Source organism: Deltaproteobacteria bacterium GWC2_55_46, from assembly GCA_001595385.3.
In the GTDB taxonomy this organism is placed as follows: Bacteria; Desulfobacterota; GWC2-55-46; order GWC2-55-46; family GWC2-55-46; genus UBA5799.
Window position 1 is genome coordinate 2363547 of sequence record LVEI03000001.1, and the last position, 14385, is coordinate 2377931.

11 protein-coding genes are annotated in these 14385 nt (G+C 57.3%); 6 read left to right on the top strand and 5 right to left on the bottom strand.

The features are described 5' to 3' along the window. Positions 1-38 precede the first annotated feature (38 nt). The 3 genes from A2V21_311295 to A2V21_311305 form a co-directional block, all read right to left on the bottom strand. Complete coding sequence (locus A2V21_311295) at positions 39-1466, bottom strand: acetyl-CoA carboxylase biotin carboxylase subunit (GenBank protein OIJ74796.1); 1428 nt, start codon at positions 1464-1466, stop codon at positions 39-41. A gap of 95 nt (positions 1467-1561) precedes the next feature. Further along, the gene (locus A2V21_311300) at positions 1562-2962 is read right to left on the bottom strand and encodes a glutamate--tRNA ligase (GenBank protein OIJ74797.1); all 1401 of its coding nucleotides are present in this window, start codon (positions 2960-2962) and stop codon (positions 1562-1564) included. Between the two features lie 34 nt (positions 2963-2996). Further along, on the bottom strand, positions 2997-3797 hold the full coding sequence (locus A2V21_311305; protein OIJ74798.1) for an AmmeMemoRadiSam system protein B: 801 nt from the start codon (positions 3795-3797) through the stop codon (positions 2997-2999). Positions 3798-3975: 178 nt separating this feature from the next. On the opposite strand from A2V21_311305, the gene A2V21_311310 reads away from it, so the two are divergent. Then, on the top strand, positions 3976-4638 hold the full coding sequence (locus A2V21_311310) for a phosphoglycolate phosphatase (GenBank protein ID OIJ74799.1): 663 nt from the start codon (positions 3976-3978) through the stop codon (positions 4636-4638). Positions 4639-4793: 155 nt separating this feature from the next. Next, positions 4794-5753 carry a hypothetical protein gene (locus tag A2V21_311315; GenBank protein OIJ74800.1) on the top strand — a complete coding sequence of 320 codons (960 nt, stop codon included), beginning with the start codon at positions 4794-4796 and terminating at the stop codon, positions 5751-5753. Positions 5754-5798: 45 nt separating this feature from the next. On the opposite strand, the gene A2V21_311320 is transcribed toward A2V21_311315, so the two are convergent. Both A2V21_311320 and A2V21_311325 read right to left on the bottom strand, forming a co-directional pair. After that, a complete protein-coding gene (locus tag A2V21_311320) occupies positions 5799-7772 on the bottom strand; it encodes an aconitate hydratase (protein OIJ74801.1) in 1974 nt (657 codons plus the stop codon). A 39-nt stretch (positions 7773-7811) separates the two neighbouring features. Then, a complete protein-coding gene (locus A2V21_311325) occupies positions 7812-10211 on the bottom strand; it encodes a hypothetical protein (GenBank protein ID OIJ75164.1) in 2400 nt (799 codons plus the stop codon). A gap of 350 nt (positions 10212-10561) precedes the next feature. Between A2V21_311325 and A2V21_311330 the strand changes: the two genes are divergently transcribed. The 4 genes from A2V21_311330 (at position 10562) to A2V21_311345 (ending at position 14271) form a co-directional block, all read left to right on the top strand. Next, positions 10562-11008 (top strand): hypothetical protein, encoded by a 447-nt coding sequence (locus A2V21_311330; protein OIJ74802.1) that lies wholly within the window; start codon positions 10562-10564, stop codon positions 11006-11008. 183 nt (positions 11009-11191) lie between these two features. After that, positions 11192-12304, top strand: a complete 1113-nt coding sequence (locus A2V21_311335; GenBank protein ID OIJ75165.1) for a hypothetical protein — start codon at positions 11192-11194, stop codon at positions 12302-12304. Positions 12305-12552: 248 nt separating this feature from the next. Beyond that, entirely contained in the window at positions 12553-13095 is a 543-nt protein-coding gene (locus tag A2V21_311340; protein ID OIJ74803.1) for a hypothetical protein, read from the top strand. A 3-nt stretch (positions 13096-13098) separates the two neighbouring features. Further along, on the top strand, positions 13099-14271 hold the full coding sequence (locus tag A2V21_311345) for a hypothetical protein (protein OIJ74804.1): 1173 nt from the start codon (positions 13099-13101) through the stop codon (positions 14269-14271). The last annotated feature ends 114 nt before the right edge of the window (positions 14272-14385 follow it).

Sequence of the window (14385 nt, forward strand, 5' to 3'; positions counted from 1 at the left end):
TGAGCCGCCTTGTTCGTCATTATCCTGTCGCCTCCCTATTATAACCCGTGGTGGGCCGCTATGGCCGCGGCAATGGCCGCGACCAGGTCCGTAGGCTCACCGTATTCGTCGTAGTCCATAAGCTCGGGCTTCCTGTCTATGAAGCCCGTGTCGAAATTGCCTGCTCTAAAGTCCTCGTTCTCCATTATCTTCCTGAGGAAGGGTATCGTAGTCTTTATGCCCCTTATAACGAACTCTTCAAGGCAGCGGTGGGTCCTCCTCACGGTCTCGTCCCATGTGGTGCCGCGCACCACGAGCTTCGCGACGAGCGAGTCGTAGCAGTTCGGGATCACGAAGTCCTTGTATATGGCCCCGTCTATCCGCACCCCTATGCCGCCGGGCGAGTAATATGCCGTGACCTTGCCGAAGGACGGGAAGAAGTTGTTCTTGGGGTCCTCGGCGCAGACACGGCACTCTATGGCAAAGCCGTTTACCTTGACGTCCTCCTGGGTGAAGCCCAGGGGCATGCCGGAGGCTATCTCTATCTGCTTTTTGACGAGGTCGATCCCGGTGACCTCTTCTGTTATCGGGTGCTCGACCTGTATCCTCGTGTTCATCTCAAGGAAGTAGAAGTCCCTGTTGTTGTCGACCAGGAACTCCACCGTGCCGGCGTTCGTGTAGTTGGCGGCCTTCGCGGCCTTGATCGCCGCCTCTCCCATGCGTTTGCGGAGGTCCGCGGTAAGGATAAGAGAAGGGGTTATCTCGACGAGCTTCTGGTGGCGCCTCTGAATAGAGCAGTCCCTCTCGCCCATGTGGACGATATTGCCGTGGTTGTCGGCCAGTATCTGGAACTCTATATGGTGAGGCTTTTCTATGAATTTTTCAAGGAAGACCTCGGAGACGCCGAACGCGGCGGCCGATTCCTTCCTGGCGGTCGTGATGGAGTCGACGAGCTCTTTTTTGTTGCGCGCTACCCTTAAGCCCCTGCCGCCGCCCCCGCCAGAGGCCTTTACCATTATGGGGTAGCCTATCTTCTCGGCTAAGGCTACGGCCTCGTCTACGTCCTTTATCGAGTCTTCCGTCCCGGGCAGTATCGGCACGCCCGCCTTCTGCATCATCTTCCTCGCCATGACCTTGTCGCCCATGTCAGCGATGGTCCTGCTCGTGGGGCCTATGAAGGTAATGCCCTTCTTCTCGCAGAGCTGGGGGAACCGCGGGTTCTCGGAGAGGAAGCCGTAGCCGGGATGTATGGCGTCGACGCCGACCTTTGTGGCAAGGTCTACAAGCCTGTGAATGTTGAGATAGCCCTGTATGGGGCCGGGGCCGACCATGTAGGACTCGTCCGCCTTCTTGACGTAAAGAGAGGTGGCGTCCTCTTCCGAATAGATGGCCACTGTGGCGATCCCGAGCTCCTTGCAGGCCCGGATGACCCTCGTGGCGATCTCGCCCCTGTTGGCTATGAGCACTTTTTTGAAGAGACCTGACATTCCAAACTCCGCGTTTAACATGTGCAAACCGCAAACAAATATTTAGCCAAGAACGGCTGAATAAGTCAAGGAAATAAAAGCCTTAGAAAGGTATTCTAACCCTTCGCGGCCTTCATGTAGGTTATGGCGTCCGTAAGGCGCTTTAACGCCAGCTCCTTGCCCATGGCCGCGAGTGTCTCGAATATGCCGGGGCTTATGGTGCCGCCTGTCAGGGCCACTCTTACCGGCTGGGCGAGTTTCCCGAGTTTCAGCCCCTTTGCCTCGAGGAGCGAGTTGAACTCGGTTTCAAGGGACGTTTCATCGAACGAGGCAAGCCCGGACAGTTTTGTCAGCAGCTCTTCGAGGAGCGCGGCCGTATCGGCTGTAAAGAGCTTCTCAGCCGCCTTGGGGTCGTACTCGACCTTGTCGATGAAGTAAAAGAGCGAGTTTTCCGCCATCTCTTTGAGCGTCCTGGACCTTTCCTGCAACGTCCTGACTATCGGCATGAGCCTCTGGTCAGCCGAGGCGTCTACCCCGAGCCCCTTCCAGAAGGGGAGGAGAAGCGGGGCGAGCTCTTCAGGGGCGGCTGATTTTATGTAATGCTGGTTGAGCCACAGGAGCTTTTCAGGGTTAAATACCCCTGAGGACTTGCCGACGCTATCCAGGGAGAACTTTTCCACAAGCTCTTCCATCGAGAATATCTCCTGGTCGCCTGCGGACCAGCCGAGCCTCGCGAGGTAGTTGACGAGGGCATGCGGCAGGTAGCCCATCTCTTTATAGGCCATGACGGATGTCGCGCCGTGGCGCTTGGAGAGCCTGGTCTTGTCCGACCCGAGTATCATGGGCAGGTGGGCGAAGACCGGGATATCGTAGCCGAGGGCCCTGTAAAGGAGTATCTGCTTTGGCGTGTTGTTTATGTGGTCGTCGCCCCTTATTACATGGGTTATCCCCATGGTGGAGTCGTCCACCACGACGCAGAAGTTATAGGTCGGCGTGCCGTCGCTCCTTAAGATGATAAGGTCCTCTATCGCCGAGTTCTCGAACGATATTACCCCTTTTATCTCGTCTTTGAAGGCTGTGGTCCCGGGCGGGACCCTGAACCTGAGCGCAGACGGGCCCTGCGGGGAGCCGGTCCTCTCCCTGCATCTGCCGTCGTACATGGGCGGGCGTCCGGCCTTCAAGGCCGCCTCCCTTCTGGCCTCAAGATCCTCCGGGGTGCAGTAGCAGCGGTAGACGAGCCCCTTTTCCAGCAGCGCCTCGGCGGACTTTCTGTACTCGTCGAACCTGTGGCTCTGGAAAAAAGGCCCCTCGTCCCAGTTGAGCCCGAGCCATTCCATGCCGTCGAGTATGGCCTGTATAGACTCTTTGGTGGAGCGGGCCACGTCGGTGTCTTCTATTCGCAGGATAAAGATCCCCTTGTTGCGCCTGGTGAAGAGCAGGTTAAAGAGGGCTGTCCTTGCCCCTCCGATATGGAGATAGCCCGTTGGAGATGGGGCGAACCGTGTCCTTACAGTCAAAACTTCCTCCTATGGAAACAAGAATATGGGATGCTTATGTTATTATGACCCCGGCGTAACCGACGACCTGGCTTAGGTCTCCGTTCACGTCCCCGGAGGTGGCGTAGCTTACGAGCCTGGCCTTCTTCGCGCCAAGTTCCCTGGCGGCGAATATCGTTATGGCGGAAGGGACCACGCCGCACATCGTGATATCGTTTTCCGAGGCTGCTTTAAGAAGGCCCCTGGCGTCAAGGGCCAGCACCTTGTCTATCGCCAGTTTATCCTTGGCCCTTGTCAGACCGTCAGGCTCAAAGTGGTTCATGTCCGTGCTCGCCACGATGAGCGTTTGGCCGGCAAGCCCGGAGAGCGCGCCGGCTATGGCCCTGCCCATCTCCTCGCATTCCACGGCGCTGCCCTGCATAACGGTAATGGGCACTATCATTGCGTCAGGGTTCCGGACGTATATGAAAGGGAGCTGCACCTCGATCGAATGCTCCATCAAGTGCGCCTCCGTATCAGCCGAGAAAAGGGGCGTTGAGGCTAATACTGCCTCCGCCGCCCCGGTATCGACCTTGACCCTGCCCAGCGGTATCTCCCAGCACCCGGAGGCCATGACAGAGGCGCGCGGGCCGAGGCCGGTGTGGTTGGGGCCGATCAGGACGACCCTGTCGGGCACGCGCACCGAAGAGTATACCTGCCCCGCGATCGCCCCTGAGAAGACGTACCCGGCATGGGGGGCCAGTATCGCCCTCGCTTCCTCTACGGGAGAGTGGCTCAAAAGGGCGTTCAGGGCCTTGCTGAGCTCTGCCCTGGCGCCTGGGTAGAACCGCCCTGCGACTACTGCTTTCCTTATCATAAACAGGACTTTCTGGTATAAAAGGCAGTTGAGATATTAACAGATAGGCCATGGAAAGTAAAGGCGTAATGGCCCATCAGGGCTGGTGTTAAACCTGCCTTCGGCTTACGTCGGTTAAAGGCGTGCCGCTCTTATGAGTTATGCTATACTGCCGTGAGATTATGAAAGGAAAATGGGAATGAAACGGACTGTAATAGACGCGGAGCTGCTGATATTCGACCTCGACGGGACCCTTATAGATTCAAGCCAGGACATAGCGTGGTCCGCCAATATGACGCTTTCCGCTATGGGCCATGAGAAAAAACAGATAGGCGAGATAGTCGGCCACATCGGCTGGGGCGTTAAGCCGCTCCTTGAGAAGCTCATGCCGGGAGAGACATCCGAGAGGATAGCCGAGGCGAGGCTTAAGTTCCTCGATTTCTACGGAGACCACCTTGTGGTTAAGACCAGCGTATACCCTGGAGTGGAGGATACTATAGGCCATTTCATGAAGGCCGGCAAGAAGCTCGCGGTAGTCACGAACAAGCCTTTCGGCCTGGCCGAAAGCATCCTTGAGATAGTAAGGCTCAAGGATTTTTTTAGCGTCATCCTCGGGGGAGACTCTCTTCCCAACAAAAAGCCTCATTCAGAGCCGATAGAGAAGGCCATGAGCGACCTTTGCGCCCCTCCTGAAAAGACGGTCGTCGTGGGCGACAGCCCGGTAGACTGCGAGGCTGGCAAGGCCGCCGGAGCGTACACGGTAGGCGTCTCCTACGGCTTCAGGGGAAGGGGCGAGCTGGAGGCCGCCGGATGCGATATCATAATCGACGATTTTACTTCGCTTAAGCGGATGATACGGTAACCCACCCACATCCCGCCACCGCCGGTATCTGCTATAATTAGCAAGCGGCTATGGAAAACCATACCTCTATATAGCGGAAGATGACCACAAGGCGCTCAATACTCAAGACTTTAGGCGCGTCCATCTTTTGCCTCCTTTGGGGTGGCACTCCAGCCATGGCACAGCTCTTCAGATCCCCCAGGACCAAAAAAAAGCCGAGGCTCAGGGAGAACCTGTTTACAGAAGGGAAGAGTCCGCTTGTCTCGGTGGCTACAGGCCGCAGCGCAGAAGAGATGGTGGAGGCGGCAGTAGGCCTCATCGGAGGCTTTGAAAGGCTATCCCTCAAGGGCAAGAGCGTGCTCGTCAAGCCTAACGTGGTCTCAGGCGAGAAGAACCCTGTCACGACAAACCCGGAGGTGGTAGCGGCTGTTGTGAGGCTTCTTTTGCGCCACGGCGCGAAGAAGGTCTATGTGGGGGACATGTCCGCGCTCAGGACTATCTCGACCAGGCGCAACATGACCAGAAACGGCATACTCAGGGCGGCGGAAGACAATGGGGCCGAGCCGGTCATATTCGAGGACTTCGAATGGTACGGCGTGCCACTCGATAAGACGAGATACCTGAAGGAAGCTTATGTTACCGAGTGGATATACAGGACGGACCTTATCGTGAACCTGCCGGTCATAAAGACCCACAGGTCGGCGAGCTATTCCATAACTCTAAAAAACTTCATCGGCTGCACCCACCTGAGGCAGCGCCCGTACCTGCTTGACCCGGCCCACTGGGAGGAGCTGATAGCGGAATTCAACGCGGCATATACGCCGGATCTCAATATCGTGGACGGGACCGTCTCCATGATAGAGGGCGGCCCGTGGGAAGGAACTCCAGCCAGGACCGACGTCGTCATCGCGAGCGGCGACAGGGTAGCGGCCGATATAGCCGGTCTCGGCCTTATCAGGTCATTCGGGAAATGGGCGCCGGTTGCGTCCAGGCCGGTCTGGGAACAGAAGCAGATAAGGACGGCCCTTGAGCTCGGGTTGGGCAAGGGAAAAGAGGATATAAAACTCGTAGCCGGAGCTGGCAACGGCTCGTTCGAGCGTCTTGTGGCGGATATAAGGGCGCATACAGGCCTTTGAGCAGCCTGGGATATCTAAAAGGGGCATGGCAAGTACGGCAATTTATTACTTTTTTGATGTCGGTACGATGGCTTCTGTGCCCTTATGCCCTTTCTCTTTCCTCAACCTGTTGATAAGGCCGCCTTCGAGGATGCAGGCTCGCTCCCTGGGGCTGAGATTCAATATGAACCTCAAGCCGCGCCCCTTTTCCTTGATGATCCCTATGACCTCGTCGGAGCTCTCTACCGCCTTCCGTATGTCGGCGAGCGATATCACGTCCCCCTGTTCAACGGCTGAGTATTCGGAAGGGTCGCTAAAGAGAAGCGGCAATATCCCGAAGTTAACGAGGTTCGCCCTGTGTATGCGCGCGAAGCTCTTCGCGGCCTTTATCCTTATGCCTAAATATCTGGGGACTATGGCCGCGTGCTCCCGTGATGAGCCCTGTCCATAGTTCTCTCCTCCAACGATTATCCCGCCACCGCTATCCTTGCATCTCTGGCGGAACTGCCTGTCAAGCAGCTCGAAGGCGAACTCGCTTATCTTCGGGATATTCGACCTGAAGGGCAGCACCCGGTTCCCGGCCGGGAGTATATCGTCCGTGGAAACGTTGTCCCCGGTCTTCAATACCACCCGCCCTTCGTATGAGTCGGGCAATGCGTCAAAGTCCGGGAACGGGATTATGTTTGGCCCGCTTATGATCTCCACTTTTTTTCTTTCATCAGGCGGCATGGGCTTTATTATCACCGATTCGTTGTACAGATATCTTTTCGGCTCCACGACCCTTGGGTAAGCTCCGAGCTTCCTCGGGTCCGTGATAGAGCCGAATATGGCCGCTGCCACAGCCGTCTCAGGGCTCGACAGGTACACGTAGTCGTCATCCGTGCCGCTCCTCCCCTTGAAGTTCCTGGGAAAGGTCCTCACCGACGCGGCCTTTGTCGGAGGGGCCTGCCCCATGCCTATGCACCCGAGGCAGCCCGACTGATGGACCCTTGCGCCCGCATGGTTAAGCAATACCGTCCCGCCCGCGCGCTCTACATTTTCAAGCACCGACTTGCTCCCCGGGTTTATCTCGAAGCTTACGCCCGGGTGCGCGGTCCTGCCCTTCATCGCCTTGCAAACCACCATGAGGTCTTTGTACGAGAAGTTGACGGAGGAGCCGACGATGACCTGGGCTACAGGCGTGCCCTCGACCTCGACCACCCTTTTGATGTTGTCCGGGGAGGACGGGCAGGCGATAAGCGGCTCGATGGCCGAAAGGTCTATCTCGTCCGTTTCGTCGTACTCGGCGTTGGGGTCGGCCTCAAGCGGCGTCCACTGGCTCACCCTTCCGTGGCGCTCAAGGAAGTCTCTTGTCATCTCATCCGACGGGAATACGGTGGTCGTCGCCCCAAGCTCGGCCCCCATGTTCGCGATGGTAGCCCTGTCGGTAGCGGTAAGTGTCTTTACCCCCGGCCCCCAGTACTCGATTATCTTCCCGACGCCGCCGTTGACGCTGTGCCGCCGGAGCATCTCGAGTATCACGTCCTTCGCGGCCACCCAGGGCTTGAGCTTCTTCGTAAGCTTAACTCCCATGACCTTCGGGACCTTCATGTGAAAGGGCTCGCCCGCCATCGCGAGAGCGACATCAAGCCCTCCGGTCCCTATGGCTATCATCGCCAGCGCCCCTGCCGTCGAGGTATGGCTGTCCGCGCCGAGGAGCGTTTTCCCTGGCGCGCCGAAGCGTTCCATGTGGACCGGATGCGAGACCCCGTTGCCTGGAGGCGAGAAGTAAACGCCGTACCTCATCGCTGAAGTCATGAGGAACCTGTGGTCGTCGGCATTCTTGTAGTCCGTCTGCAGGAGGTTGTGGTCGACATAGCTGGCCGATATCTCGGTCTGGACCGAGTCGAGCCCGAGCGCGGCGAACTCAAGAAAGGCGAGTGTGCCTGTCGCGTCCTGCGTAAGGGTCTGGTCGATTTTTACAGCGATCTCGCCCCCAGGCGCCCATTCACCGGAGAGCAGGTGAGATTCGATCAGCTTTCGCGTAAGGTTTTTTTTCATGTTCAAGGCCCCTTAAAGGGTTTCGCATCCTGTAGTCTATCAGTATATGCGTATCTCGTAGTCCTTGCCTTCCCATTCTCCCGTGTCATTGTAGTAGAAGGTAAAGAAGAGCCTTGTGCCGGGGGCGAACCTTTCGGGGCTGAAGTCTGTGCGCCAGATACGCAGGCCTGTCCCAGCCATAGGCTCCTCGGTCTTGGTCGCCCAGTTGTCGCTCGTCCATACGAGGTTCGCTTCCCTCAAGGATATTATACGCAATATCTCGCCGGAGCTGGCCGCGCTTACCGGCTGGCTTTTCTTCCACGCCGCCATCGGAAGCTTCGTAAGGCGGTCTATGTATCTTGCCTTGACCTCTTCTACGAGGTCGCACCCGGCGTTATCGCGCGCGCTCCTCAGAAGCTTTATGTACTCGGCGTGCGCCCATGAAAGCGGTGTCGCCGAACCTGTGCCGCGCCCTCTGTAAAGGCGCCTGGCCGGTATGCTCTCGCTGTCCCAGACCTGTTCAGGGAAAAGATGCCCCTCGTTCGCGAACTCTTCAAACGACCTTATGTACCCTTGAGCCTCCCCGCCGGCCATTATTTCATACAGGGCCCTTTCTCCGGTAAGGAGCGGCCATGGCCTGCCAACGCCAGAGCCGTCAAAGGGCGCGCCGTCTTCTTTTTCGCCGTAGCCGTCGCCGTTATATCTATGGAAGGCGACCCTGCCGTTGTGCTCGAATCTCAGGAACCGGTCAGCGACCTTGATAGAGCTTAGGATATGCGGGTCGCTTGGGCCTCTCACCCCGAACCTTACCAGGTCAAGGAAGCCGGTATCGACTATCTCGCCCTGATGGTGGGGCCTGTCTTTTGGCCTGTTCCTGTTGAAGACGAGCGCGTGGCAGACCTGCTCTCCCGGGGCGATGGATTCAGGGACGCTCCTGACTATCCACATGTAATGGCCCGGTACGCCCTCTCCTATGCAGTCGCACTCGGCAAAGGTCCATTCCTCGATCCTTGTCTGCCAGTGGTCAGCGGTGGAGAAGAGGTATTCGGAGGCTGTTTCCTCGTTCATCTCGCGTGCCCAGTGCGCCGCCGTGACAAGGGCTGAGACTTCCGCGGCAAGCGTTGCCGGTGAAAGGCCCATGCCCTCTTCCCAACGCTCCTGCTCGGTTATGGGGCCGTTGGCGGCTATGAACGAGGCGGCTTTTTTGACCATCGGATAGAACTCGTCTCCGGCAAGCCCCATGCCCTTGAGCCTCCACGCGAGGATTATCGGCAGGGCGGTCTGGTCGAGCTGGACGTAGGGCCATCTGGCCTCTCCGTTTGTGTACATGTTCTGGGGCCAGTTCCCGGCCTCCGCCTGGGTGCGGCCGAGGTACCTGAGAATTGAAAGCGCGGTCGCGCCGTCGCCCATCGCCAGGAACGCGAAGGCCGATTTGCAGAGGTCCCTGGGCCATACAAGGTGATAGCCGAGGGCCTCCTCGTCGCCTTTGACCTCGCCCCATGGTATGGAGAGCGAGGCTACGAGAGCGCCTGGGGATGTCTTGTCCTCATGGGTCTTTAAGACGATCGCGCTTGTCCAGAACCTCCTGCCGCCGTCCGCGGAGCGCCTCCCGAGCGGCATAAGCCCGTTAAGGTATCTCCGCCAGCCTCGTATGTACTCTCTTTCGATGTCATGATACTCCCTCGAAAGGGTCCGTTCGGTATCGAGGACGGCCTCCGCCTCGTCCTTTCCGAAGCTCAAGGCAAGGACGATGTCGCTTCTCGGCTTAAGCTCGGCTATAAGGGCGATGTTGCCGTCCTCGGCCTTCTCAAAGGACCAGTCCATATCGAGGTTGTCCTTGAGGTCGTGCCAGCCGTCCGATACCCCCGAGTAACCGGCTGACATCCTGAGGAACGGCTGGTCGGCGGAAAGGGCCGCGGCGATATCCTCCCTCCATGCCAGGAGGTAGTTCCTCCTGCCGTAGGCGGCGTATTTTCCGGAGTTGCCGGCGCCCTTGTTCTTTATGTGGGGCGCGAGCAGTACGAAGAGGCGGAAATCCGCCGTAGTGCCGTGGAGGGCCTTGAAGTCCGTGTGGATTACGAGGGAGTTGGCCTGCGGGTCAGTGATGACGCGCTTTGTGATGGACCAGAGGCCTGATTTTGCGGTATTCGTTATTATGTATCCGGGGGCTTTTTCGTGTATCTGGCCGAGGCTGGTTATTTCAGTGTCTGTGCCTTCCTCGTCAAAGAACGTCTTCGAGTCGGTTACGAGAAACCTCAGGTCCTTTATATCGGCGGTGCCGGTATCGGGGTAATATACCTCTGTTATGATGCCGTCGGCGATCGTAAACCAGACCCTTGAGAAGGCGCTCAAGGCGGTGCCTACGCCCTGTTTTGAGGCTCTCGACCAGCGCGGGGAAAGGCCCGGCTTTCCAAACGCCTCTGCCGGGTGAGGGATTTCATGCTTGTAAGCGACGCTCATAAGACCCTCCTTTATTTCTTGATTGGAGGCGCCGCCCCGGTCAGGGACCAGGCAGCCGGAGGGTTTCATAGAGGCCTTGGGGCGACCCTATATTCGAGTTAACCATTTCTCTGAATAATGTCAAGGCACGGGATGCGTCAGCAGGTGGCTTAAAAAGGCCGATCCGCGGCGTCGCTCTGTGGAGCCTGAATGCGATTTTGATTTTTCAGCAACCTGTTAGACTTGCAATGACCTGACAACTTGATAAATATAAGATATAATTGTCGTTAATCAATTCGGCCTGACAAGACAAAAAAGGCCATTTTGAGCGTTGCCGCGTAAAGCGAACCTATTTCATACGGAGGTGGATGATGGGCCTGAAAATCAGTGAAGAGGCAAAGAAGAAGATAATCGACGCGCTCAATTCGGCGAGGACCGCGGAACTAACGGCTATAATCCAGTACATGGGCCATCACTACGAGGGTGAGGGGCTTGAGAGCCCGGCTATACTGGACCTCTTCAAAAAAATCGCCATGGAAGAGATGAAGCACGCCGAGACGATCGCCGAGAGGATAGTCTACCTGGGCGGGGTGCCGGTCCAGAAGCCCGGCCAGATACTGAGGGGAGGGGACCTGGTGACCATGCTCAAGGCCGACCTCGGCCTCGAGGACAAGGCCATCGAGGACTACAGGGCCATCGTAAAGCTCTGCGCCGATCTCGGCGACTCAACGACCAGGCTCATGTTCGAAACAATACTGCAGGATGAAGAGTCTCACGCCGACGCGTACGAGACCGCCCTTGGAAGGAAAGGAAAATAGTAGATATGAAGAGATGGAAGTGCGTAGAGTGCGGTTACACACATGAAGGAGAGCACCCGCCCGACGTATGCATTATGTGCCACGCGCCGAGCGAGGCCTTTATAGAGGTTGTAAATGCCTGAAGGACGGGAACGGGGAGGGGTGAATCCCTCCCCGGGTCTTGACGGTCTTTGCCTTGCTGAAGTGATAGCCTCTTTGATCCGGCGTGACGGTCCCATTACATTCGCGAAGTTCATGGAGATGGCCCTTTATTATCCGGGCAAGGGGTATTACACCTCAGGGAGGCGGACCTGGGGCCCGGAAGGGGATTACATAACGAGCATCGACGTAAGCTCGGCCTTCGCGAGGACCATAGCCAAGGAGCTTGCAGGGATGTGGGAGGCCCTTGGCCGCCCTGTCCCTTTCGTGCTCGTGGAGGCCGGTGCCGGCAGGGGCTGGCTTACCAGGGGAATAATAGAAGCGCTTGAGTCTGTCTCGCCAGGCCTCTTGTCTGCCATAAGGGCATGCCTGGTCGAGAGGAACACGGCGCTCAAGGAGCCTTCAACCGAGCGTGCCGCCTGGTACGAGAGCCTTGAAGATGTCCCGCCTTTTGAGTCCGGCTGCATACTCTCCAATGAACTGATAGACAGCTTCCCTGTCCACAGGGTGCTCTTCGCCGAAGGCTCGCTTAAGGAGCTCTACGTGGGCCATGACGGCTCTGCCTTTTTCGAGTTGCCCGGGGCGCTTTCTACCGTGGAGCTGGCCGAGTACTTAAGGGATATGTCCGTCGAGCCGTTCGAGGGTATGAGGACCGAGGTGAACCTTGAGGGGCCGAGGTGGCTCAAAAGGGCCGCTGCCCTTATGGGCAGCGGCTTCATAATGACGATAGACTACGGCCTTCCCGCAAGGGAGCTTTACTCGCCGGAGAGGAAGGGGAGCCTCTTCTGCCACTTCAGGCATACGCTCAACGACAACCCCTTCCTGAACATAGGCGCGCAGGATATAACCACCCACGTTGATTTCACGGCGCTCGCGCTATACGGCGGAAGTTACGGGCTCGGCCTTACCGGCTTTGCCACGCAGAAGAATTTTCTGCTGGGCCTCGGCATCCTTGAAGATTTGAAGGCCCCGCCTCCTGGCTCAGCCGGGGTCGAAGAGATTGGCTTCAACAGGGCCCTGGCAAGGCTTATAGCGCCCGGGGGCATGGGCGATACCTTCAAGGTGCTCATCCAGCATAAGGGGGTCGCAAAACCGACTCTTCTCGGTTTTTCCTTCAAGGACAGCTCAAAGAGCCTGGGCCTCCCAAGCATGTTGTAACGGCACGGATAATATGTTAATTATAACACTTCGACAGATACTTTTTATGGGGGTGTAGAGATAATGCCTGAGAAGGATACCAAGGAAAAAAAGCACGTCTGTTCCATCTGCGGCAGGCCGTCGGAGGCCACCATATGCCATGCCTGCGAGGACAAGATTAGGGGCGAGGCGCTGGAGAAAAAGCACGATATAGACAAGGCCGGCAGGACGGATACTGGCAGAAGGTAAGCAGGCCAGGTCTTTAAAAAATGGAGGGGTCAATGGCCCAGGACAGGATTCTCGAAGATCTTGGCACTGCCTACAATACCGAGATAGCCGGATTTCATTTCTACACGACGGCGGCCTCCGTTGTCGAGGACCCGAAGGGTAGAAGTGTGTTCGCCAACCTCGCCAAGGAAGAGCTCGCCCACATCGTGGTCGTCGGCAAGATAGCGGAGTCGATAAGGAGCGGGCTCGGCTGGTTGAGCTATGAGCAGGCCCTTGCCGAAGGCTTCGCTCTTACGCAGAGCATACCCTATCCGGAGGAGAACGAGCTTATAAAGAGGCTCAACTCCAATCAGACAGACCTGAACGCCGTCCAGATAGCTATTGAGAATGAGGAGGCGGCGGTTGATTTTTACTCGAAGCTTTTGAAGGGGGCTTCAAAGCCGGTTGAAAAGGTTGTCCTCACCAGGCTCCTTGAGATGGAGAAGGGGCACTTGAAGGTCTTGAGGTGGGAGCACGAGTCTCTTAACAAGACCGGGTTCTGGTGCGGTGAGATGGAGTTCAGCGTGGAAAAGGAGACCGAGTAGGCGATGTACGACGCTATAGTGGCCGGCCTTGGGCCCGCTGGGTCTACCGTAGCTTACCATCTGGCCTCCAGGGGGCTCAAGGTACTCGGCGTAGATAAGGAGAGGTTCCCGAGGTACAAGTCCTGCGGTGGCTGCATCTCGACCAAGATAAAAGGCCTTGTCGATTTCGACATCTCCCCTGCCATAGAAGAGACGGTCCTCGGCGCGACCTTCACCTACAAGTCGGCAAGGGCCATGGACGTCATGTCAGATAGTCCACTTGGCTACAACGTCATGCGGGAGACCTTTGACGACCTCTTTTTCAGGAAGGCAAGAGAGGCCGGCGCCCTTCTGATAGACGGCATAAGGGTCATCTCGGCTGAAGATACCGGGGGCTCTGTCAAGGTGAGCCTCGCTGACGGAAGGTCCTTCGAGGGCAAGGTCCTGGTCGGCGCTGACGGCTCTTCCGGCTTTACCGGCCGCGAGCTTTTCGGCCTCAAGCCCAGGGAATCAGCCGTGTCCATCACCGCCGAGGTCCCCTGCAAGAGGGCAGAGAGGGACTATGACGGAAAGCTTTTCATAGACTTCGGCTCAGTCCCTTACGGGTACGCGTGGATATTCCCGAAGAAAAATTACCTTTCGGTGGGCATCGCCGGGGACACGTCAAAGGTCAAGGGCAGGATAAAGGAGTACTTCAACGCCTTCGTCACAACGCACGAGGCGCTCAAGGGGCTCGATGTAAGCGACAGGAAGGGCTGGACGGTCCCGCTTTATTACGAGGGCCTTCCGTCATCCGTAAAAGGCAGGGTGCTCCTTGTGGGCGACACAGGGCACCTTGTAGACCCTTTCCTTGGCGAGGGCATATATTTTGCCATCCGCACAGCCAAGGCTGCTTCCTCTGCTATAATAGACTATATTGAAGGCACAGGCAGCCTGGATGTGTACCAGGGCTGGCTGGAGCGGGAGATAGTCCCGGAGTTCAGGTCAGCCGGCAAGCTCGCCGACCTCATTTATAACCATCCGAGGCTCTGGTACAGCATGCTCGAGAAAGACCCTGATATAATGCTTAAGTATTATGACGTCATCAGGGGAGAGGAAGAGTGCGCTCGGTTCTATCGCTGGGTCCTCGACAAGGTAAAATCAAAGCCCTGGAAGGTGCTCCGCGGCTGGATAGAGAGCAGGTTTCTTCCGGGTTAGCCACCTTGTTTTAACAGGCTGCTGAAAGGGCCGATCTCTGGCGCCGTCTTTGTCGCGTCAAAAGCGGCGTACCAGATAAGTATGCCTCACACCTCATTTAGCCTGAATGTGATC

Coding starts and splice junctions, on each gene's coding strand:
- A2V21_311295 (OIJ74796.1), bottom strand. CDS start 1,466: ATGTCAGGTCTCTTCAAAAAAGTGCTCATAGCCAACAGGGGCGAGATC.
- A2V21_311305 (OIJ74798.1), bottom strand. CDS start 3,797: ATGATAAGGAAAGCAGTAGTCGCAGGGCGGTTCTACCCAGGCGCCAGG.
- A2V21_311310 (OIJ74799.1), top strand. CDS start 3,976: ATGAAACGGACTGTAATAGACGCGGAGCTGCTGATATTCGACCTCGAC.
- A2V21_311315 (OIJ74800.1), top strand. CDS start 4,794: ATGGCACAGCTCTTCAGATCCCCCAGGACCAAAAAAAAGCCGAGGCTC.
- A2V21_311320 (OIJ74801.1), bottom strand. CDS start 7,772: ATGAAAAAAAACCTTACGCGAAAGCTGATCGAATCTCACCTGCTCTCC.
- A2V21_311325 (OIJ75164.1), bottom strand. CDS start 10,211: ATGAGCGTCGCTTACAAGCATGAAATCCCTCACCCGGCAGAGGCGTTT.
- A2V21_311330 (OIJ74802.1), top strand. CDS start 10,562: ATGGGCCTGAAAATCAGTGAAGAGGCAAAGAAGAAGATAATCGACGCG.
- A2V21_311340 (OIJ74803.1), top strand. CDS start 12,553: ATGGAGGGGTCAATGGCCCAGGACAGGATTCTCGAAGATCTTGGCACT.
- A2V21_311345 (OIJ74804.1), top strand. CDS start 13,099: ATGTACGACGCTATAGTGGCCGGCCTTGGGCCCGCTGGGTCTACCGTA.